Here is a 22,059-nt window from a genome sequence, read left to right as displayed (position 1 = left end):
CGGTGCCTTTTGCACATCAGAAAGAGGACTGCTATAGTACGCTAGAGAAGCTTCTTGAAAGGAAGGATGAACGGACGTGGCAAAGAGTAAATATTATGTAGTCTGGGTCGGTGCACAGCCCGGCATATATTCAAGCTGGGGGGAGTGTCAGCAGCAGGTCAACCAGTTTACCGGGGCCAAATTCAAAGCTTTTGAATCCCGGTCGGAAGCTGAAAAGGCTTATGCTCTGGGATGGAAAGCCTTCTGGGGTAAGCAGGGTGGAACCAGTACAGCTTCTAAATCAGGCAAGAGCCGATCTACAGGCACAGGTAAATCGCCGGCCGTTGATCCCGGAGATATTGACTATGACAGTATATCTGTCGATGTGGGGACCCGAGGCAATCCCGGACCGGTGGAGTACAAGGGAGTGGATACCCAAACCGGCGATATTATATTTTCGCGTGGTCCTATTCCGAAGGGGACGAATAATCTGGGGGAATTTTTGGCGATTGTACATGCCTTGGCATATCTGCATCAGCAGGGGAGCAGCAAAACGGTTTACAGTGATTCCGCCAATGCCTTGAAATGGGTCAAGCAGAAGAAGGCAGTATCCACGCTGCCGAGAGATGCTTCCACGCGTGAAATCTGGGAACTGGTTGACCGGGCAGAGGCTTGGCTGCGTACACATACATACAACAATAAGGTGCTCAAATGGCATACGAAAGACTGGGGAGAAATTAAAGCAGATTACGGAAGAAAATAACGATATGGAAGAACAGGCCGAGAACCCCTGACACTAGAATTAGGGCTTCTTGGCCTTGTTTGTCAGCGGGAGTCCATTTCATGAAACCATCGTGCGGTGTAAGGCATAAGCTGTAAGCAGTCGGATGTTGGATGGGGGGAGGGAGCTGCAAATGACCAAAAAAGTCAGGGTCAAGAGTGTCCGTCAGGGGAAATCGACACAATATGAACTGAAGAAATTGACCTTTATAGCATCCATTCTGCTCTTGGCTTCGGTATTGATTGGCCTGTACGTCGCCTGGGTGAACCTGTACCTGCCAAATAACGGGACACCGGAACTAGTTGTATAGAATATGTATTTTACGAAAAACAGACTCTGTGTATAAAATCCTGCAGCAGTGAATCGGAAGTCCAAAGTTATACAGGGTTTGTGAACAAATGGGGATGAAATACGGGATAACTTCAGTTACCCACTGATGATATTGTCCGGAACTTGAAAAGAGCGGGTTCACATTGGTGATATGTGGATAACTACAGACCATAAATGAAGCTTGTACACAATTGGACGGGACGGAAAAATTGCTTGTCGGCGAGAATTCCGTCTCTTGTGCTGCCATCCTATCGATATTTAACAGGGAACTGTGTATAATGTAGCCAATTCACTAAACAAAGCAGGGATAACAATATGGATCAGGATAAGCAGCGCTTAAGCATTGAGGCAGCACGGCTATATTATTTGTCAGACTACAGCCAGCAGGAGATTGCAGTCAGGCTTGGTGTATCACGGCCCACGGTATCCCGTTTGCTGCAGCAAGCCAAGGAACAAGGGTATGTAGTCATTACCATTGTGGATCCACTGGAGGATCTTGGCGCCCTGGGTGAACAGGTAAGAAACAAGTTCGGACTAGATCAGGTGCTGGTCAGTTATACACCTCGTAACGAGTACAAGGAGATTCAAAAACATATCAGCAAGGCAGCAGCCCAATTTCTGGATGAGACGGTGGAGGACGGAGACATCATCGGTGTAACCTGGGGAACAACGATGCATGCGGTAGCGCAGCAGTTGCAGCAGAAGTCTGTCCGGGGCGTCGAGGTAGTTCAGCTGAAGGGTGGGGTGAGTCATTCCCATGTGAATACGTATGCTGCTGAAATCGTCAACCTGTTCGCCGAGGCTTATGGCACGATGGCGAGGCATCTGCCGCTTCCTGTTATTTTTGACAGCATGATGCTCAAGGGGATGGTGGAGGAAGACCGGCACATCCAGCGCATCATTCAGCTGGGCAAGCAGGCCAATATTGCCGTTTTTACGGTAGGGACCGTGAAAGATGATGCACTTCTGTTCCGTCTCGGCTATTTTAACGAGCATGAGCAGGAACTGCTGCAAAGCCAGGGAGCTGGAGACATCTGCTCCAGATTTTTTAATGCACAGGGAGAGATCATCAGCAGTGACATTAACAGCCGGACGATCGGGATTGAGCTGGAAGATCTCCGGTATAAAGAACGTTCAGTTCTGGTGGCGGGCGGGCAGCGCAAGATCGAGGCGATCAAGGCTGCTCTGTATGGCCGGTATGCCAATACATTGGTGACCGATCAGTTTACAGCACAGGCATTGCTTGAAGAGGGCGTAAATTAAATCAATTATTGTTGCGAAAGTACCGCTGCGGAGGAGGTTCTCTTTATCATCTGCGCGCGGTGCTTTTTTTTGTGCATGCATGATATAGAAAGGGGTGGAGAACAATGTAAGTGATGCTTCCATAAACGACCATGAACATAAGTTCAGTATACATTTTACATATGTTCATCCTTATGATATGATGTTCCCGAACCGACAAAGACATCATTATGAAAACGTTATATCATCCTACAATGAGGAGTGAATCCCAATGAATTTAGCCGGAATGATTGACCATACGCTGTTGAAAGCCGATGCGGTGAAAGAGGAGATTACCAAACTGACGGAGGAAGCGAAAAGATATGAGTTTGCTTCGGTATGTGTCAACCCGACATGGGTACAATATGCAGCAGAGCAGCTTGCGGGAACAGAAGTCAAGGTATGTACAGTGATTGGTTTTCCTTTAGGATCCTCGACATCTGCGGTAAAAGCTTTTGAGACGAAGGATGCGATTGACAATGGGGCTGCCGAAATCGATATGGTCCTTAATATCGGAGCGCTCAAATCGGGACAGAAGGATCAGGTGCTCCGCGATATTCAAGCGGTTGTCGATGCGGCTAAAGGACGGGCACTCGTCAAAGTCATAATCGAAACCTGTCTGCTTACAGATGAGGAGAAGGTGGCTGCATGTGAGCTTGCTGTGCAGGCTGGAGCTGACTTTGTGAAGACCTCCACAGGGTTTTCAACAGGAGGAGCAACGTTCAAAGATGTGGCATTGATGCGCAAAACCGTCGGTGACCGTGCAGGCGTAAAGGCATCCGGCGGGGTACGCAGTCTGGAAGATATGAAAGCCATGGTGGAGGCAGGAGCTACACGGATCGGCGCGAGCTCTGGCGTGAAGATTATGGAAGGCGGACAGTCGGAAGGGAACTACTAATCACCTGCCGGTGAAGGAGGCGTTAGGTATGACCAGAGAACAACTGATTGCTGAAGCTTTGGAAGCGCGAAAACAGGCGTATGTGCCATATTCACAGTTTCAGGTCGGTGCTGCGGTTCGGGCCGGAGGGAAGGTGTACCGGGGATGCAATATCGAGAATGCATCTTATGGTCTCACCAACTGCGCAGAACGTACTGCCATTTTCAAAATGGTTTCCGAAGGGCATCAGCATATTGAAGAAATTGCTGTTGTAGCAGATACCGAAGGTCCGGTATCCCCTTGCGGCGCTTGTCGGCAGGTGCTGGCCGAGTTTTGCGACAGCGGGACCCGGATCTATCTGAGTAATCTTCACGGCCATACAGAAGAGTGGAATATTGAACGTCTGCTGCCTGGCGCATTCCAGGCTAAAGATATGGGATAAACGGGGCTGATTACAGCCCTGTTTCACAGAAACAATATGAAAGCGCTCTATGAATCTAGTTTTTTGAACATCAAACAGTAAATAAACATTCACAGACAAGTCAACTATTGGGGGAACATCAGATGAAAGTTTTAATTGCTGTGTTAGGCGTATTAGTCGTTTTCGGACTGGCTCTCCTGATCAGTAACGACAAGAGAAACATTCGTTACCGTCCGCTTGCGGTCATGATCGGGCTGCAGCTGATTCTCGGGTATATATTGTTGAACACCAGTTTGGGAGAAGTAATGGTGAAGGGAATTGCCAATACTTTTGAAGCGCTGCTGGGGTATGCCGGGGCAGGTATTGAGTTCGTGTTTGGGGGTCTGGCTAACGAAGGGGCTGCACCGTTCTTTGTGAACGTACTGCTGCCGATCGTATTTATTTCCGCGCTGATCGGTATTTTGCAGTACATCAAAGTGCTGCCGTTTATTGTAAGGTATATCGGTATCGTTCTGAGCAAAGTGAACGGTATGGGCAAGCTGGAGTCCTATAATGCAGTAGCGTCTGCCATTCTGGGACAGTCCGAGGTCTTTATTTCGGTAAAAAAACAGATTGCCCTTATTCCGAAACACCGGATATATACGTTGTGTGCGTCCGCGATGTCGACCGTGTCCATGTCCATTGTCGGTGCCTATATGACGATGATCGAGCCCAGATATGTCGTAACTGCACTCGTACTGAATCTGTTTGGCGGATTTATCATTGCATCTATCGTCAATCCTTATGAAGTGCCCAAGGATGAGGATATTCTGGAAGTACAAGAAGAGGAGAAGCAGTCCTTTTTCGAGATGCTGGGAGAATATATTATGGACGGTTTCAAAGTAGCCGTTATCGTTGCGGCCATGCTTTTGGGCTTTGTTGCCTTGATCGCGATGGTGAACGGAATCTTTGACAGCCTGTTCGGAATCTCATTCCAGCAGCTGCTCGGTTACCTCTTTGCTCCATTTGCGGTTGTGATGGGGGTGCCTTTCAGGGAGGCGGTCGATGCGGGCAGTATTATGGCCACGAAACTGGTATCCAATGAATTTGTCGCCATGCTGGATTTGGCGAATTTCACGGATCTGTCCGCCAGAACGGTAGGTATTGTATCTGTATTTCTGGTATCCTTTGCGAACTTTTCCTCCATCGGCATTATCGCTGGTGCAGTCAAGGGGCTGAATGAGAAGCAGGGGAATGTGGTTGCGCGATTTGGATTAAAGCTCTTGTATGGTGCCACACTGGTCAGCGTGCTTTCAGCTACAATTGCAGGCTTGTTCCTGTAACCAACCAGGGCTACAATACATGGATAGGCTGGCAGCCTTCCGAAAAGATAACTTTAGCTCATTCTATATAACATCCGAGAAGTGGAGGAACTTTTCATGAAACCTTTTGAACGGGTACATGTCATCGTCATGGATTCCGTCGGCATCGGTGAAGCACCGGATGCTGCAGCTTTCCATGATGTGGGCAGCGATACACTGGGTCATATCGCACAGGCATGCGGCGGACTAAATCTTCCAAATCTGGGACAGCTGGGTCTGTCCAACATTCGGGAAATCCAGGGCGTTGCCAAGGCAGATCACCCGAAGGCTTTTTATACGAAGATGCAGGAGGCTTCCAGCGGCAAGGATACCATGACCGGCCATTGGGAGATCATGGGGCTGTATATCGACACGCCATTCCGAGTGTTTCCGAACGGGTTCCCGGATGAACTGATCCAACGGATTGAAGAGAAGACAGGACGTAAGGTGATTGGCAACAAACCGGCCAGCGGAACGGAGATTTTGGATGAGCTCGGCGAAGAGCATATGAGAACCGGTGCTTTAATTATCTACACTTCCGCAGATTCCGTGCTGCAAATTGCGGCACATGAGGAAATAGTGCCGCTTAAAGAGCTGTATGAGATTTGTGAATACTGCCGTGAAATCACCTTAGAAGATCCTTATATGCTCGGCCGCATCATTGCCCGTCCTTTTCTGGGCTCACCAGGTCATTTCAAACGGACGTCAAACCGTCATGACTATGCGCTGAAGCCGTTCGGACGCACGACTATGAACGAACTTGCAGATGCCGGCCTGGATGTAATCGCGCTGGGCAAAATTGCTGACATTTACGATGGGGAAGGCGTCACGGAAGCAGTCAGAACGGTATCGAACATGGACGGTATGGATCAATTGTCAATCGTACTGGATAAAACATTTAAAGGTCTCTCCTTCCTCAATCTGGTAGATTTTGATGCGGTTTTCGGACATCGGCGGGATCCGGAAGGATACGGCAGGGCAATGGAGGAGTTCGATGCCCGTCTGCCCGAAGTGATGGAGAAGCTGAAGCATGATGATCTGCTCATCATTACAGCGGATCACGGGAATGACCCGACATATCCGGGGACGGATCATACGAGGGAATTTGTGCCGCTGCTGCTGTACTCTCCTCGCTGGAGCGAAGGGAAAGAGCTGCCGCTGCGCAGAACGTTTGCCGATATTGGTGCGACGATTGCCGACAATTTCGGCGTGAAGATGCCGGAATACGGCACGAGTTTTTTAGGAGAATTGAAGGGTTAAACAGACAAGGGAGGCATATGAAATGAGTACACATATTGGAGCAAAACCGGGGGATATCGCGGAATCCATCTTACTGCCGGGGGATCCGCTGCGAGCCAAGTTTATCGCAGACACGTATCTGGAGAATGTCATCTGTTATAACGAAGTGCGCGGTATGCTTGGCTATACCGGTACGTATAAAGGCAAACGCATTTCGGTTCAGGGAACAGGCATGGGGGTACCATCCATCGGAATCTACACCAACGAGCTGATCTCGGAGTATGGCGTTAAAAATCTGCTGCGCGTCGGAACCTGTGGTGCGATGCAGGAGAATGTGCGTGTACGGGATGTCATTCTGGCTCAGGCAGCATGTACCGATTCCGGGATGAACCGCCATCATTTCCAAGGCTATGATTATTCGCCGATTGCGAGCTTTCCGCTGCTTAAAGCCGCTTATGACCGCGGTGTTGATAAAGGGCTCAGCCTGCATGTGGGCAACGTCTTTACCTCCGATGTCTTTTATCGTGAGGACAAAACTGCTGTACAGAAGCTGATGGATCACGGGGTGCTGGCTGTGGAAATGGAGACAACGGCACTCTATACTATTGCGGCAAGAAAAGGCGTACATGCCCTGACCATCTTGACGGTGAGCGACCATCTGTTGACGGGCGAAGAGACCAGCGCCGAGGAGCGTCAATCGACCTTCAATGATATGATGGAAGTCGCTCTGGATACTGCAACATCGCTATAATAGATCACTATCTTCCACTATAAAACATCATGAATACGCACCAACTACAGTCTTATACAGTGAGGAGAATATATACGATGAGAATGGTTGACTTGATCGCCAGGAAACGTGACGGCAAGGAACTGACCACTGAAGAAATCAATTTTTTCATCCAGGGTTATACGAAAGGCGATATTCCGGATTACCAGGTCAGCGCGCTGGCTATGGCGATCTTCTTTCAGGATATGAACGACCGTGAACGTGCGGATTTGACCATGGCGATGGTCCATTCTGGTGAAACGATTGACTTGTCCGGCATTGAAGGCGTTAAGGTCGACAAGCACTCCACCGGCGGTGTGGGCGATACGACAACTCTTGTGCTGGCACCGCTCGTGGCGGCTTTGGATATTCCCGTTGCGAAGATGTCAGGTCGCGGCCTGGGTCATACCGGCGGCACCATCGATAAGCTGGAATCCATTCAAGGATTTGATGTTGAGATCACGAAGGAGCAGTTTCTCCATCTGGTGAATGAGCATAAAATTGCCGTCATCGGCCAGACCGGAAATCTGACACCTGCGGATAAGAAGCTGTATGCCCTGCGTGATGTTACGGGTACAGTCAACTCGATTCCGCTGATCGCCAGCTCTATCATGAGCAAGAAGATTGCCGCCGGTTCGGATGCAATTGTGCTGGATGTAAAAACCGGAGCAGGTGCGTTCATGAAGACCACAGAGGATGCCAAAGAGCTGGCTCATGCCATGGTCTCGATCGGCAACAATGTTGGCCGGAAGACCATGGCTGTCATCTCCGATATGAGCCAGCCGCTGGGCGAAGCCATCGGCAACGCGCTGGAGGTACAGGAAGCGATCGACACACTGCGCGGCAAAGGGCCGAAGGATCTGGAAGAGCTGTGCCTCGCACTGGGCAGACAGATGGTATTCCTGGCCGGTAAGGCGTCGTCTCTGGAAGAAGCGGAAGAGAAGCTTAAAGAAGTGATTGCTAACGGCAAAGCGCTGGAGAAGTTTAAAGAGTTTATCGCCAACCAAGGCGGAGATCCATCTGTTGTAGATCATCCCGAGAAGCTGCCGCAGGCGAAGTTCAAGATCGAGCTGCCTGCACGGAAGTCCGGTAAAGTAGCTGAGCTTGTTGCCGATGAAATCGGTACGGCTGCTATGCTGCTCGGAGCGGGGCGTGCAACCAAGGAGTCTCAAATTGATCTGGCTGTCGGTCTCATGCTGAACAAGAAGATCGGAGACGCTGTGGAACCGGGCGAGTCACTGGTGACGATCTATGCGAACCGTGAGAATGTGGACGATGTCATCCAGAAGCTGTATGAGAGCATCGTGATTGCTGATGATGCAGTAGCACCGGTGCTGGTGCATGACATCGTAACAGAGTAACGAACCGAGCAACCTTGTAAACGAATAAAAATCAAGCTGTATCCCATGTTCATGAGTCATGACATCGGTACAGCTTTTTTGTGTGCGGCATCTCTAATATTTATCATAATCCTTCATTCATCCGCATAGACATAGGATTGGGGAAACAAAATCTTCAATTTGCACGATCTTGTTCGGGAGAGCAGAAGCCGTCCGAAAAGAGCCATCCTTACATGAGGAGGCGGACGGTATGAGCATTGATCAGCTGATCGCATTGCTGGCACTTATTGTTATGATCATCGGACTTGCAGTCAACAAGGGTAAATCCTAAAGTTGGGCAGGTCGGCAGGGGCGCATAAGCGCCCTTTTTTTATGGTTAATTTAGCAGTATCTTTAAACAGCACATTGACAGGAATAAAAATACATTTTACAATAAAACTGATCAACTGATCAGAATAAAAAATGGTCGAACAAACATTGAAGGCGGGTAAAGGATGAATAACAAACAATATTTAATAGCTGATGCACGCAAAGAACAGATCATTAAAGCCGCCATTGAGGTGTTAAGAGACTATGGCTATATAAACACTAGTCTTTCTAAAATAGCTAGTCAAGCAAAAACGAGCACAGGGCTGATCTCTTATCATTTCTCAGGAAAAGAAGATCTGATGAATAACACGTTGCTTTATCTGGCCGAACAAGAGAAAGCCTTTATTAAAGAAAAAGTTGAAAAGGAACAAAGCTATACAGGCCAATTAATGGCTTTTATAGAAGCAGGTATTGCCTATCGAAGTATTAAGCGTGAGAATACCACTGCCTTGATAGAGATTGCCTTCAATGTTCGTACACCAAATAATGTTCCTTACTTTAGAGTTGAAATGCATCCGGAAGAAGAGTTGAATCTTTTGTTAGAGGAAATCTTGACCAAAGGACAAACTTCCAAAGAGTTTCAGGCATTCGATGTTACAGTAGTTGCAATGATTATTAGAGGTGCAATTTCACTGTCCATGTCCTTACCCCAAGAAGAAAATGATCCAAGATTGGCAGGTTACAGCGAAAAGGTGAGGGAAAACATTTTGAAGATGATTAAATAGAATAGCGGGTGCAATATCTTATTGCACTCGTGATGTACTATAAGTGATATTTTTTTGACTTAAAACTAACTGAACGATCAGTATTTAAAATGTATGATCAGTTCTTGCTAAAAGAAGGAGGTTGTAAATATGTTCCGATCTACTCTCAAACGCAGGCATTATCGAAAAATGAAAAAAGTGAAGGGGGGTGATGGTCATCTTTTGAAAAAGTATCAAATCTGGAATATAGTCACGCACTCGTTATTTCATGTTGAAATACGAAGTGCTGCTGATGGGAAAACCACAAAGTACGCTATAAAATCCAGGTATTTTACGGAAGAGCCCATGGTTGATTTGTATCGGGAGGGCAGACATATTGCCTTTTCTAAGCTTCCAGCAGTGCTGCCCATTGATCAAGGCGTCATTGAGGTAACTAAAAGTTCAAGTGGAATTAATGGTATTCATTTTATTACCGATCAAGAAGCCAGTTTCTCCGTATATCCGGATAAGCGCTCCATAAGAGGTTTACGATGGTGGATCCACAAACGCCTGCCGAAGATTAGTGCGTGTATTGGAGTAGCTGCTGTCATCATCTTATTCATCTCACTCGCCTTAGGCTCGACACAATTGTTGGAAAAAATATCGGAGATTCCATGGGTTTCGGAAAATCTAGGAACATTCCAATCTCCAATCACACTATCCGTCGGGACTAATCTCGGGATCGGCATTGCAGCATTTGCAGCTGGATTAGAACGGGCTCTCATGTTACGGAATCACTGGTTAATTGATATCGAAACTACAGGTTGGGGTGAGGATTAATGGTAAAACGTCTAATGGGGATTGCTTTTTTACTCCTGGTGATTTTAGCAGTTGGTTGTTCAAACAATATGAATGAGTCACAACAAAATGAAGTCTCAACGGGGCAAGATACGAAACAGGAGACAAGTGAAACAGGTCCAAAATATGAAGGTGATGGAGGACTTTTGTGGAAGGTTGTACATGGCAAAACAACGGTGTACGTACAAGGAACTATACACTTGGGTCACGAAGACTTTTATCCACTTGCTCCTGAGATTGAAGAGGCTTATGAGCGTTCAAATGTTATACTTCCAGAAATTAATATGTTTGAAGTGGAAGTAGATGAAGAAGAAAATAATAAGATGGCATTATTTGAGGATGGTAAGAACCTGAAAGATGTTTTATCGCAAGAGTCTTATGCTAAGCTCTCAGGCATATTTGAGAAGAACGACATGAGGATAGAAGATTATGAAAATTTTCAGCCATGGTTTGTAGGATCGCTATTAGGCGAGCTTAGTAACCAAGAAAGTGAGTTAGCACCAGAGTATGGCGTTGATTTATATTTTCTTAAGCGCGCTTTGGAGGATAATAAAAAGATCGTTGAATTAGAAACCATTGAATCACAATATGATGTTCTAAGCGGCTTTAGTATGGACACACAAGTTCAAGTTTTAGAAGGTACGGTAGCGGCATTTGAGGATGCTGCGAACTCATTGGATCAATTAGGATATCATTGGATTCATAACAATAACGATGCTATGGTTGATCAGTTGTCAGGAAGTTTTGAAGGTTTTAATGATGAGTATCAACAACAAATGAATGATATTCGTAATGTTAATATGGCGAACAAGCTTGATGAAATTCTGCAAAAGGATGACGGGCAGACGTACTTTGCTATCATCGGTTCCATGCATGTTGTAATTAATCCGAGTGTACCAAGTGAGCTTGAAGAGAAAGGATATGAAGTTGAACGGATTTATTGAGAGATAAAAAGATGATTCTCCCCTGCGCATTGTTGCAGGAAGAGGGCGCGAAAGCGCCCTTTTTTGTGTCCAGGTCTTTTATGTTTCTGGTCCTGTTGTATCGATGCGATCAAGGAGCAGGGGTTCAGCGGTACATCTTGCGGGCAAGCAGTGCAGCCCCGTGGCCAGCCGTGTAATCATTCAGCGCCTTCGGGAAGGTGATCTGCGGATACCGCTCCAATAAAAGGTGCTTAAACGTCTCATTAAAGAGTTCTGAGTATTTAAAAACCGACCCTGTGCATACCACATCGGTTTGCGAAAGCTCTGGATGTCTGGTTATGAGCGCAGCAGCCGTATCCGCAATCTCTGCAGCCTGCTGCATTATGATTGCAATAGCCGTCTCATCCCCGTCACGGGCTGCTTCAATACAGAAGCGGGCGAAGGAGGCGACATCGCTTTTTTGAATGGAAGGCTGATAAATATAAGCTTTTAAATCCAGCATGGATTGAAAATGATAATGTTCCTTGATCCGCTCCGTCATGATCGTTGGCGGCAGTATGCCTTCATGGCTTTTGATGATGGATTTTAAGGTGAGCAGACCGATCTGATATCCGCTGCCTTCATCGCCCAGAATATGTCCCCATCCGCCGGCTCGGAATCGCTGCCCCGAATTTGTAATGCCGTAGGTGTTCGAGCCTGTGCCGGAGATGACCAGCACACCATAATCCTGTTCCAGTGCAGCCATTAAGGAAATTTCCGCTTCGGTTGTCAAAGTCAGAGGGAAGGACAGGTTCCGCTGCTGCTGATATTCCCGCATAAAATCCTGCACCTGCTGCTGTTCCGCCTCCGAGCTGATACCGGACATGCCGAAGCAGGCTCCCTTGCAGAGAAGATCGGTTACCTGAAGCGGGGGCAGTAGTTCATCCAGCACCCGGGCGAGTTCCTCCATTGCCCCTTGAAACGTGACGACATACGGGTTTGTGGATTTTCCGGCATAACGGGATACAACCTCTCCGTGTTCATCAACCGCAACCATTTCGGTTTTGGTTCCGCCTCCATCCATGCCAATATAGATATTCATGACTTGCTCACATCACTTTCCCTGAAAGTTTACAAAACAGCATACCATATTATAAAATAAAATTTTAAAATAAATATATTTTATTGAAATAATATTTCGACAATTTTATAATGAAGTCACGATCACTGCAAGCTGTATTTATACATCATTATAATCGATAGTTTTCATATGGGGAGGTCTTACGGACATGCTGTCTGCCTGGAAAAATAAAGATTCAGCGGTTGTCATTGGATTAATGTCAGGCACTTCACTCGACGGCATTGATGCTGCGGTTGTTCAAATTACCAGCCACGGCATGGACTTGGAGAGCAAACTGCTTCATTTTGAAACCGCGCCCTACACGCCAGACCTGAGAGAAGCACTTAAAAAATTGTGCAGTCAAGATCATTCCAGCAGTGCAGCGGTATGCGGAATGAACGCGTATCTGGGTGAACACTTCGCAGCAGCAGCACAGAAGGCTGCCGAAGGTGCAGGACTCAAGCTGGAGGATATTGATCTGATCAGCTCCCATGGCCAGACGATCTGGCATATACCGGAGCGTTCGGCCCAGGATTTCTTCCTGATTCCTTCGACACTGCAGATCGGAGATTTGTCCGTTATTGCCAAGCACACGGGGAGGATGACGGTAGGCGACTTCAGACCCGCAGACATGGCAGTAGGCGGCCAGGGAGCACCGCTCGTTCCGTTTGGCGATCTCATGCTGTTCAGACATCCGGAGAAGGGCCGGCTGCTGCAAAATATCGGAGGCATTGGTAACTGTACCGCCATCCCGGCAGGGAACACCAGCGGGGAGCTTCTAGCTTTTGATACAGGACCGGGGAATATGATCATCGATGAGATGGTTCAGGTTCTCTCCGGAGGCAAGCTCTCCTATGATGATGGCGGAGTCTGGGCTGCTCAGGGGAATGTTCACGAAGGACTGGTTCAGGATCTGATGGCCCATCGATACTTTCAAATGGCACCGCCCAAATCGACCGGACGTGAGCTGTTCGGAAAAAGTTATGCGGCAGCATTTATGGAGCAGGCCAGTCACAGAGGGCTCAGTGATGCCGACATGATCGCTACCGCGACGGCGTTTACCGCATGTTCCATCGAAGCCAGCCTTCGTCACCATGTATTTCCGGTCATGCATATTGATGAAGTCATTCTGAGCGGCGGCGGTGCGCGCAACCATGAGCTCTGCCGTATGCTGCAGGAACGGCTTCCGGAGCAGAAGATTATGACAAGCAAAGCGCTCGGTATTGATGAGGATGCCAAAGAAGCCGCCATCTTTGCACTGCTCGGTTATGCATGCCTGCAGGGTATCCCTAACAATATACCGGCAGCAACAGGTGCCAAAACATCGACGGTCATGGGCAAGATCGCCCTGCCGTAATATAGATTTTATATAAGAATGAATAAAGACTTTACCTTCGATAGCGGAGGTGACAAGTGATTCTGGAGAAGCGAAGCGGTCGGCTCAAAGCTTTCCAGAGGAAAGCTAGCATCGGAAGCATAAGCTTTGCCTCCAAAATGCTACATGCAGACAGTTATAATTCAAGCATTTTGGAGGCAACAGCGGTCGTAAGAACACTTGCCATCGCAGCCATCCGGAAAGGTAACTCTTAATTTCAGTTTATATAGTATCGAAATAGAAAAGGGTGAAATGTATGCTGGAGCAGCATATTCGGGAACAGATGAATGCTGTGGTCGGAGACAAATGGTTCAAGGATGACCAGGAGAGCCTGGTTTCCTACAGCTATGACGCCACACCGCTGTATCAATCCATGCCGGATGCGGTCATTTTTCCGGGAAGTACACAGGAAGTTTCGGACATTGTGAAAATCTGTGCGGCGCACAGCATTCCTATTGTAGGCCGCGGAGCCGGCAGCAATCTGTGCGGCGGTACCGTACCGCTGAAAGGCGGGGTTGTGCTGGTCATGACACGCATGAACAAGCTGCTGGAGATTGACAGTGAGAATCTGACTGCGACGTTTCAGGCAGGATTAAATACGAAGCAGTTTCACATGACCGTAGAACGCACGGGTTTATTTTATCCGCCGGATCCCAGCAGCATGATTATCTGCACCATGGGCGGCAATATTGCCTTGGGTGCAGGCGGTCTGCGTGGTCTGAAATATGGAACGACCAAGGATTATGTGCTCGGACTGGAAGCGGTCATGCCGGACGGGAGCATACTTCGAACCGGAGGCAAGCTTGTTAAAGATGTAGCGGGATATGATTTGACACGTCTTCTCGTCGGGTCCGGCGGAACGCTCGCAATTATTACAGAGGCTACCGTCAAGCTGATTCCAAAGCCGGTTTACCGCCGGGCCATGGTCGCGATGTACGATGATCTGGAAGCGGCTGCAAAAACCGTGTCCAACATTATCGCGAATCATATGTTTCCCTGCACCCTGGAATTTATGGATCAGCCCACACTGCAGGTGGTAGAGGATTTCGCCAAGATTGGTCTGCCGGTCGAAGCCAAAGCGATGCTGGCCATTGAACAGGACGGCACGGTAGAAGATGTGGAGCGGGATCTGAAAAAAATAGAGGAAATCTGCATGGCATCCGGTGCGGTTCAGATGAGAGTGGCTTCGTCTCCGGAGGAAGGTGCGAAAGTGATGGAGGCACGGCGAAGCGCACTTGCGGCGCTGTCACGCTTAAGGCCGACAACCATTCTGGAGGACGCAACCGTTCCCCGCTCCAAAATTGCCGAGATGGTGGGCGAAGTCCAGCGAATCGCGGCCAAGCATCAAGTGCAGATCTGTACATTTGGTCATGCCGGAGACGGAAATCTTCACCCTACGGCCATGACCGATGCACGGAATCCGGAAGAAATTCACCGTGTAGAGCAGGCTTTTGCAGAAATTTTCGAAGCGGCGATTGCTATGGGCGGTACGATTACAGGAGAGCACGGTGTTGGTAATGTCAAAGCGCCTTATCTGGAATGGAAGGTTGGCGCAGCCGGTATGGATATGATGAAGCGGATTAAAGAGGCCATTGATCCGCAGGGAATAATGAACCCCGGCAAGATGTTTGCGGAAACCCGGAAGCGGATTGTGGTTCAGGAACCGAAGCTGACCGGGGTATAGGGGGATGACCATGCAAAGAACAGAGCATCAAGCTTTAACGGATCGGATGAGACTGACACTGGACGAGGAGCAGCTGACGAACTGTATGCGCTGCGGCTTCTGTCAGACAGCCTGCCCGACCTTTTTGGAGACGGGCCTTGAAGCGGCTTCTCCGCGCGGCCGGATTGCGCTGATGAAAGCCGTCGTCGACGGAATTATGGAGCCTGACGAATCCTTTCAGGCTCAGATGGATTTGTGTCTGGGCTGCCGGGCCTGTGAGCCGGCTTGTCCATCCGATGTGAAATATGGACAGCTGATCGAGCAAACCCGGGAAGCTATTGCCCAGGAGAAGAAGTACTCCATGCCGGTCAAATTGGCACGCAAGACCTTTCTTGAAGGGCTGTTTCCGCATCAGGGCCGTATGAAATTTATGGGCAAAGCGCTGAAGTTTTATCAGAAGTCCGGTCTGCAAAAGCTGGCACGCTCGACCGGTGCAATGAAGATGTTTCCAGAACACCTTCAGCAGCTGGAGAAGGCGCTGCCTGAGGTTAGCGGCGACGGTTTGATGGATCTGTGGAGAAAGGCTGGATTTCCGGTTCGTGCGGAAAAGTCGTCTTCCGGAGCCAAGCTGCTGATCATCCCCGCTGTAGGCGAAACAATCGCCCGAGTTGGCATGTTCCGCGGCTGTATTATGGATGTTATGTTCGCGGAAACGAATGTAAATACCGTGCGTTTGCTGCGTCAGGCGGGCTTTGAAGTGGCGGTGCCGGATGCACAGGTCTGCTGCGGTGCACTGCATGCTCACTCTGGCGAAATGGAAGATGCCAAGAATCTGGCTTCCAAAAATATATCTGCCTTTCAGGAAGCCGGCGTAGACTATATTGCGAGCAATGCGGGCGGCTGTGGTGCGCTGCTGAAGGAATACGACCATCTGATGAAAGAGGATCAGAATCCTTCCATCCGGAATGCAGCGGTCACCTTTGCCGGACAGGTAAAGGATATATCCGAGCTGCTGCAGGGAATTGGCCGGCCGCTGCTGCACAAGGAGCAGGATCCAAAGACAGCTGCGGTCAAGGTTACGTATCAGGACTCCTGTCACCTGCGCAATGTTATGCGCGTTCAAGGGCAGCCAAGAGAACTGATGCAGGGAATCCCGGGTGTGCAGCTCTGCGAGCTGCAGGGGTCAGAGGTTTGCTGCGGCTCGGCCGGAATCTATAATATGACCCAGCCGGAAATGTCTACAGACCTGCTGGATCATAAAATGGAGAATGTTGAGCAGACGGGTGCTGAAACGATCGTGACTTCCAATCCGGGCTGTCTGCTGCAGATGAAATGGGGAATTGAGCGTGCCGGAACAGGAGAGCATGTCCGGGCCGTTCATCTGGTTGATCTGCTCAGCGAGTCCGTCATTCTGGATGATAAAATGGGATTATGACATGTAATGAATGGGTTGTTCTATGGTCTGAAATGCTGGGTGAGACGTATAGTTAGAGCTAACCAGAGCGTCATGACTAGGAGGAATCATTATAATGTCCAAGATTACTTTCATCGGTGCAGGCAGCACCGTGTTTGTTAAAAATGTGTTGGGTGATGTGATGTCTACATCCGCGCTGCAGGGCTTTGAACTTGCTTTGTTTGATATTGATCATGAACGTCTTCAGGATTCAGAGCGGCTGCTTAACAGCATCAAGAATACACTGGGCAGCACATGTGTGATCAAGTCCTATAGTGACCGCAAAGAAGCGCTGAGAGGTGCCAAGTATGTGGTCAACGCCATTCAGGTAGGGGGCTATGATCCATGCACGATCACGGATTTTGACATCCCGAAAAAGTATGGCTTGCGGCAGACGATTGCCGACACGGTGGGGATTGGCGGCATTTTCCGCAACTTGAGAACCATTCCAGTGATGCTTGATTTTGCCCGCGATATGCAAGAGGTGTGTCCGGATGCCTGGTTCTTGAACTACACGAACCCCATGGCTGTCCTGACAACAGTTATGAACACAGCGGGTGGGGTCAAGACGGTGGGCCTGTGCCATAGTGTCCAGCATTGTGTATCCCACCTATTCGAATCATTGGGAATGGACCACACTGGAGTGGAGTCTAAAATTGCGGGCATTAATCATATGGCCTGGCTGCTGGAAGTGAAGAAGAACGGGGTAGATCTGTATCCGGAAATCAAACGCCGCGCTGCAGAGAAGCAGAAGGAACAGCATGATGATATGGTCCGCTATGAGCTGATGAACCGTTTTGGCTATTATGTAACCGAGTCCTCCGAGCATAATGCGGAGTATCATCCTTATTTCATCAAACGCAGCTACCCTGAGCTGATCGAGAAGTTCAATATTCCGCTGGATGAATATCCGCGCCGCTGTGTGAAGCAAATCAACGGATGGAAAGAGATGCGTGAGAAACTGTTTGCCAGTGAACATATCGAGCATAACCGTTCCAAGGAGTATGCTTCCTATATTATGGAGGCGATGGAGAGTAATGTTCCGTTCAAAATCGGCGGTAACGTTATGAACACGGGGCTGATCACCAATCTGCCTAAAGAAGCTTGTGTGGAAGTTCCATGCCTTGTTGATGCATCAGGTATCACACCAACATATGTTGGTGATCTGCCGCCTCAGCTGGCTGCATTGAACCGGAGTAATATCAACACCCAACTGCTGACCGTGGAAGCGGCGCTTACCGGCAAGAAAGAGCATATCTACCATGCTGCCATGCTGGATCCGCACACGTCTGCAGAATTGTCTCTGGATGATATTACAGCGCTATGCGATGAACTGATTCAGGCCCATGGAAGCTGGCTGCCGGCTTATAAATAAACGGCTTGCACATAAACAATGCAAAGCACTGCATTTAATGCTTGGCTCGCTTCATTTCTCATGCTATAATGCGATTAATTAGTAAAGGGGAGTAGCTCTCACAGTAAAGTCGTCATTACGTGACACCATGCGTGTCTCCGGCTTTATTGGCAACGAAAGTTGTTTGCGAGACCTTTGCCGAACACGGTAAAGGTACTATTCCTGCGATTGATTTATGGATAAATACCTTTACCGCCGTAATTTCGGGGGTAAAGGTATTTTTTATTTTACCTTCAGGAACCCTGAGACATACGGATCTATTATACCGGAAGGGAACGATGCACTTGGACACGGCATTATTATTGGAGTACGGCTGGGTATTGCTGGTACTGATCGGATTGGAGGGCATACTCGCAGCAGACAATGCGCTTGTTATGTCAATTATGGTCAAGCATTTGCCGGAAGAGAAGCGAAAGAAAGCACTGTTTTACGGATTGGCCGGAGCTTTTGTATTTCGGTTCGTTTCCTTATTTATTATCTCGTTTTTGGCAGACGTCTGGTACGTACAGGCATTAGGTGCGGTGTACCTGCTTTACATCAGTATTAATCACATTGTGAAACAGCTGTTTGTAAAGAAGAAAATGCATGAAGAAAAAGCCGAGAAGAAGGAAGAGAATTTCTGGGTTACGGTTTTAAAAGTTGAGCTTGCGGATATTGCCTTTGCCGTGGATGCGATTCTGGCAGCTGTAGCCCTGGCCCTGACGCTCCCGGCAACAAACCTGCCGGCCATTGGCGGGATGGATGGCGGACAGTTCCTCGTTATTCTGATCGGCGGTCTGATCGGCCTGGTCATTATGCGTTTTGCAGCTTCCAAGTTTGTCAATCTTCTGGTTCGCAAGCCCGGACTGGAAACGGCGGCATTTCTCATCGTCGGATGGGTAGGGATCAAGCTGGCCGTATATACACTGGCACATCCGGATATTGCTATCATTGCGAAGACGTTTCCGAAAAGTGCAGGCTGGAAGCTGACGTTTTGGGGAATCCTGATTCTTATCGCGGTATTGGGATGGTTCTTGTCCAAAGATAAATCGGACATGACCGATGCTGAGCGCAGACAGCTGGAGCATTAGAATTCGGGCTTGGTTCCCGGTTGTGTTCACAGCCTTCCCGGAGTACAATAATATCATTAAAGACAGAGCCGGACGCAGCAAGTCCGGTTACCTGTCTTAGTGGATGCGTCAAGAATGCAGCCTTACCAGTCGATTTGCCGCGAGGGCCTTGTCCCTTGCGATAATCCGGCCGTTAGGGCTTTTTTAAATGATGAGAGAAAGAAGGCGTGCTGTATGATCATTATCAAGACGGGAGAAGAAATTACTAAAATGCAAAAAGCCGGTGAGCTCCTGGCCGAGTGCCACCGGCAGATAGCAGGCATGATCAAGCCGGGGGTTACCACCTCAGAGATTGATCGGTTCGTAGAAAAGTTCCTTGAAGAGAACGGAGCGACCCCGGAGCAAAAAGGATATCACGGATATCCCTATGCAACATGCGCATCGATCAATGATGAAATCTGTCATGGATTTCCACGTGATGAACCTCTGAAAAATGGGGACATTGTGACCATTGATATGGTCGTTCGTCTCGATGGATGGCTGGCTGACTCGGCATGGTCTTATGCCGTAGGAGATATTTCAGACGAAGCACGGCATCTCATGGAGGTAACCCGCAAATCGCTCTATCTCGGCATCGAGCAGGCGGTCATCGGAAATCGTATCGGGGATATTTCCCATGCGATACAGGCTTACGCGGAATCCGAGAATCTGTCTGTTGTGCGCCACTTTGTCGGCCACGCGATCGGTCAGGAGATGCACGAAGAACCTCAAGTCCCACACTATGGTCCACCTCATCGCGGTCCCCGTCTGAAAGAAGGCATGGTTATTACGATCGAGCCGATGCTGAACATCGGTACCTATAATGTCAAGATCGATGAGGACGGCTGGACGGCCCGGACGGCGGACGGTAAACTGTCGGCTCAGTATGAGCATACCATTGCGATCACCAAAGACGGTCCATTGATTCTGACAGAGCAATCGCGTTTGTAAGGAACGGTAAAGTTCCTTATAATAGAGGAATCATTTTTATCTTGGATCAGGAAGGGACAGATCATCATGACGATAAAAAAAGCACTGACCATTGCAGGCTCCGATACAAGCGGAGGCGCCGGAATTCAGGCAGATCTGAAAACATTCCAGGAGTTTGATGTCTATGGCATGACGGCTTTGACGACGATTGTATGCATGGAGCCGGGCACCTGGAATCATCAGGTGTTCCCCGTTGATTTAAATATAGTAGAAACCCAGCTGAAAACCGTGATTGAGGGGATTGGCTTTGATGCCATGAAGACCGGAATGCTGGGATCCGTGGAGATCATTGAGCTGGTTTCCAAGTATATAGACCGCTATCAGCTGGAACGGGTCGTCATTGACCCGGTAATGGTATGTAAAGGTACAGACGAAGTGCTTCAACCGGAAAACACGGAGGCAATGATTGAATTCCTGCTTCCTCGTGCGGATCTGGTGACACCGAATTTGTTTGAGGCTTCCCAGCTAGCCAAATCCGGGCCGATTCGTACCATAGATCAGATGCAGGAAGCTGCCGAGGTTATTCACAGTAAGGGTGCAAAACATGTTCTGATCAAGGACCGGGGCAAAATTAGAGAAGGCAAAGCGATGGATCTGCTGTATAACGGCAAAGACTTTCAATGGTTTGAGTCGGATACCGTCACAACGGCGTTTACGCACGGTGCAGGCTGCACTTCTTCTGCGGCGGTCACGGCGAATCTGGCCAATGGCCTCTCGGTTCCCGAAGCTGTTGAACGGGCTAAAGTTTTTGTGACCCAAGCGATTGCGAACGGATTCCAGCTGAATGAGTTCGTTGGACCTACCCGTCATTCAGCACACAGATCATCGCGTTGAGAACGTAATATTCGTTACTCCATACAGGAGCACTGCCGGGATCGACTCCCGGAGTGCTCCTTTTTCACCAATATGCACCGGATTATGGCATCATTATATGATATACTTTGTAAGCAAGGGTCTGGTAAGGAGAAACTATCTAGGGGTTGAGTTATGTTTCAGGATGTAATGGATTTTTTAATGAGGTTTGGTCCATGGGGGTTGTTCATTCATTCTTTTTTTGATGCCGTTATATTTCCTGTCCCGGCATTTTTTCTTCAGGTTTCCCTGAGTATCCTGCATCCGTCATCTGCACTTTGGCTGGCTACCGCCGGTTTTGTCGGTTGTCTACTGGGAACCCCTGTCGGTTATATGATCGGGAAACTTCTTGGCAAGTCGGTCCTTTACAAAATCCTCAAGAAAGAATGGATTGATGCCGCGACGGACCGCTTCCAGAAAAATGGGGAGGCTGCTATACTCGTCGGTTCATTTACGCCGATTCCCTTTAAGGTGTTTACTATTCTTTCAGGATGTCTGAACTTTCCGCTCTGGCGTCTGATGGCTTATGCCGCTCTGGGGAGAGCGACAAAGTTTTATGTAGTAGGCATTTTGTTTTACTTTTATGGCCGAAGTGCCGAAGGAATGGTCAAGAATGTGTCTATGTATATATTCATCATTGCCGTGCCGCTGGTGCTGCTCGGACTTTATCTGAACCGCAGACGCCGGCAGAAACGGGCACAGGCGCTTCTGTCCCAGGAGGATCAGGCGATGACGGATCCTATTCCGGAACATCAGACACCTTCTGCATGATTGCCGATAACAACATGAGTCACATCAACATAGCGTGCTGCGTTAGTGAAATACAAAAAAAGGAGGGACCTTATACTAAACTGTACCCCTTGTAAAGGACATTTTAAAAAAGGTTAGGATACGTGAAGAAGCTGTTGCCTGTATGTTGCAGGCGGCAGCTTCTT

Annotated in this window: 22 protein-coding genes; 21 read left to right on the top strand and 1 reads right to left on the bottom strand. The window is 48.6% G+C overall.

The window, feature by feature from the left end:
• Positions 1-76: 76 nt before the first annotated feature.
• The 13 genes from rnhA to HII30_RS19460 all read left to right on the top strand — a co-directional run bounded on the left by rnhA (position 77) and on the right by HII30_RS19460 (position 11,211).
• On the top strand, positions 77-742 hold the full coding sequence (rnhA, locus tag HII30_RS19520) for a ribonuclease H (protein WP_169506725.1): 666 nt from the start codon (positions 77-79) through the stop codon (positions 740-742).
• A gap of 151 nt (positions 743-893) precedes the next feature.
• Positions 894-1,070 carry a hypothetical protein gene (locus HII30_RS19515; protein WP_169506724.1) on the top strand — a complete coding sequence of 59 codons (177 nt, stop codon included), beginning with the start codon at positions 894-896 and terminating at the stop codon, positions 1,068-1,070.
• 335 nt (positions 1,071-1,405) lie between these two features.
• Entirely contained in the window at positions 1,406-2,353 is a 948-nt protein-coding gene (gene deoR / locus HII30_RS19510) for a DNA-binding transcriptional repressor DeoR (RefSeq protein WP_169506723.1), read from the top strand.
• A 250-nt stretch (positions 2,354-2,603) separates the two neighbouring features.
• Positions 2,604-3,269 (top strand): deoxyribose-phosphate aldolase, encoded by a 666-nt coding sequence (gene deoC / locus HII30_RS19505; RefSeq protein WP_169506722.1) that lies wholly within the window; start codon positions 2,604-2,606, stop codon positions 3,267-3,269.
• Between the two features lie 28 nt (positions 3,270-3,297).
• Complete coding sequence (locus HII30_RS19500) at positions 3,298-3,690, top strand: cytidine deaminase (RefSeq protein WP_169506721.1); 393 nt, start codon at positions 3,298-3,300, stop codon at positions 3,688-3,690.
• 122 nt (positions 3,691-3,812) lie between these two features.
• Positions 3,813-4,991, top strand: coding sequence for a NupC/NupG family nucleoside CNT transporter (locus HII30_RS19495; protein WP_169506720.1), 1,179 nt, complete (start codon positions 3,813-3,815; stop codon positions 4,989-4,991).
• A 96-nt stretch (positions 4,992-5,087) separates the two neighbouring features.
• Positions 5,088-6,269, top strand: a complete 1,182-nt coding sequence (gene deoB / locus HII30_RS19490) for a phosphopentomutase (protein ID WP_169506719.1) — start codon at positions 5,088-5,090, stop codon at positions 6,267-6,269.
• Between the two features lie 22 nt (positions 6,270-6,291).
• A complete protein-coding gene (gene deoD, locus HII30_RS19485; protein WP_169506718.1) occupies positions 6,292-6,999 on the top strand; it encodes a purine-nucleoside phosphorylase in 708 nt (235 codons plus the stop codon).
• A gap of 77 nt (positions 7,000-7,076) precedes the next feature.
• Positions 7,077-8,378 carry a pyrimidine-nucleoside phosphorylase gene (locus tag HII30_RS19480; RefSeq protein ID WP_169506717.1) on the top strand — a complete coding sequence of 434 codons (1,302 nt, stop codon included), beginning with the start codon at positions 7,077-7,079 and terminating at the stop codon, positions 8,376-8,378.
• Between the two features lie 169 nt (positions 8,379-8,547).
• Positions 8,548-8,688: a hypothetical protein gene (locus tag HII30_RS19475; RefSeq protein WP_169506716.1), complete on the top strand. Its 141-nt coding sequence runs from the start codon at positions 8,548-8,550 to the stop codon at positions 8,686-8,688.
• Between the two features lie 163 nt (positions 8,689-8,851).
• A complete protein-coding gene (locus tag HII30_RS19470) occupies positions 8,852-9,451 on the top strand; it encodes a TetR/AcrR family transcriptional regulator (RefSeq protein WP_169506715.1) in 600 nt (199 codons plus the stop codon).
• Positions 9,452-9,580: 129 nt separating this feature from the next.
• On the top strand, positions 9,581-10,249 hold the full coding sequence (locus HII30_RS19465; protein ID WP_169506714.1) for a hypothetical protein: 669 nt from the start codon (positions 9,581-9,583) through the stop codon (positions 10,247-10,249).
• Positions 10,249-11,211, top strand: a complete 963-nt coding sequence (locus HII30_RS19460) for a TraB/GumN family protein (protein WP_246246736.1) — start codon at positions 10,249-10,251, stop codon at positions 11,209-11,211. The genes HII30_RS19465 and HII30_RS19460 overlap by 1 nt, the downstream gene beginning before the upstream one ends.
• 124 nt (positions 11,212-11,335) lie before the next feature.
• On the opposite strand, the gene HII30_RS19455 is transcribed toward HII30_RS19460, so the two are convergent.
• Positions 11,336-12,271, bottom strand: coding sequence for a BadF/BadG/BcrA/BcrD ATPase family protein (locus HII30_RS19455; protein WP_169506713.1), 936 nt, complete (start codon positions 12,269-12,271; stop codon positions 11,336-11,338).
• Positions 12,272-12,458: 187 nt separating this feature from the next.
• On the opposite strand from HII30_RS19455, the gene HII30_RS19450 reads away from it, so the two are divergent.
• The 8 genes from HII30_RS19450 (at position 12,459) to HII30_RS19415 (ending at position 21,895) form a co-directional block, all read left to right on the top strand.
• Positions 12,459-13,646, top strand: coding sequence for an anhydro-N-acetylmuramic acid kinase (locus HII30_RS19450; RefSeq protein ID WP_169506712.1), 1,188 nt, complete (start codon positions 12,459-12,461; stop codon positions 13,644-13,646).
• 274 nt (positions 13,647-13,920) lie between these two features.
• Positions 13,921-15,348, top strand: a complete 1,428-nt coding sequence (locus tag HII30_RS19445; protein WP_169506711.1) for an FAD-binding oxidoreductase — start codon at positions 13,921-13,923, stop codon at positions 15,346-15,348.
• A gap of 10 nt (positions 15,349-15,358) precedes the next feature.
• Positions 15,359-16,762 (top strand): (Fe-S)-binding protein, encoded by a 1,404-nt coding sequence (locus HII30_RS19440; protein ID WP_169506710.1) that lies wholly within the window; start codon positions 15,359-15,361, stop codon positions 16,760-16,762.
• Positions 16,763-16,856: 94 nt separating this feature from the next.
• Positions 16,857-18,155, top strand: coding sequence for an alpha-glucosidase/alpha-galactosidase (melA, locus tag HII30_RS19435; protein ID WP_169506709.1), 1,299 nt, complete (start codon positions 16,857-16,859; stop codon positions 18,153-18,155).
• A gap of 323 nt (positions 18,156-18,478) precedes the next feature.
• On the top strand, positions 18,479-19,264 hold the full coding sequence (locus tag HII30_RS19430) for a TerC family protein (protein ID WP_169506708.1): 786 nt from the start codon (positions 18,479-18,481) through the stop codon (positions 19,262-19,264).
• A 213-nt stretch (positions 19,265-19,477) separates the two neighbouring features.
• A complete protein-coding gene (map, locus tag HII30_RS19425) occupies positions 19,478-20,233 on the top strand; it encodes a type I methionyl aminopeptidase (protein ID WP_169506707.1) in 756 nt (251 codons plus the stop codon).
• A 66-nt stretch (positions 20,234-20,299) separates the two neighbouring features.
• Positions 20,300-21,106, top strand: coding sequence for a bifunctional hydroxymethylpyrimidine kinase/phosphomethylpyrimidine kinase (gene thiD / locus HII30_RS19420; protein WP_169506706.1), 807 nt, complete (start codon positions 20,300-20,302; stop codon positions 21,104-21,106).
• 153 nt (positions 21,107-21,259) lie between these two features.
• A complete protein-coding gene (locus tag HII30_RS19415) occupies positions 21,260-21,895 on the top strand; it encodes a YqaA family protein (protein WP_169506705.1) in 636 nt (211 codons plus the stop codon).
• Positions 21,896-22,059: the final 164 nt, after the last annotated feature.

The sequence above is a fragment of the Paenibacillus lemnae genome (genome assembly GCF_012933385.1).
In the GTDB taxonomy this organism is placed as follows: Bacteria; Bacillota; Bacilli; order Paenibacillales; family Paenibacillaceae; genus Paenibacillus_AQ; species Paenibacillus_AQ lemnae.
The sequence above is the reverse complement of the archived record's forward strand: the minus strand, read 5'-3'. Positions and strand labels throughout refer to the sequence as shown.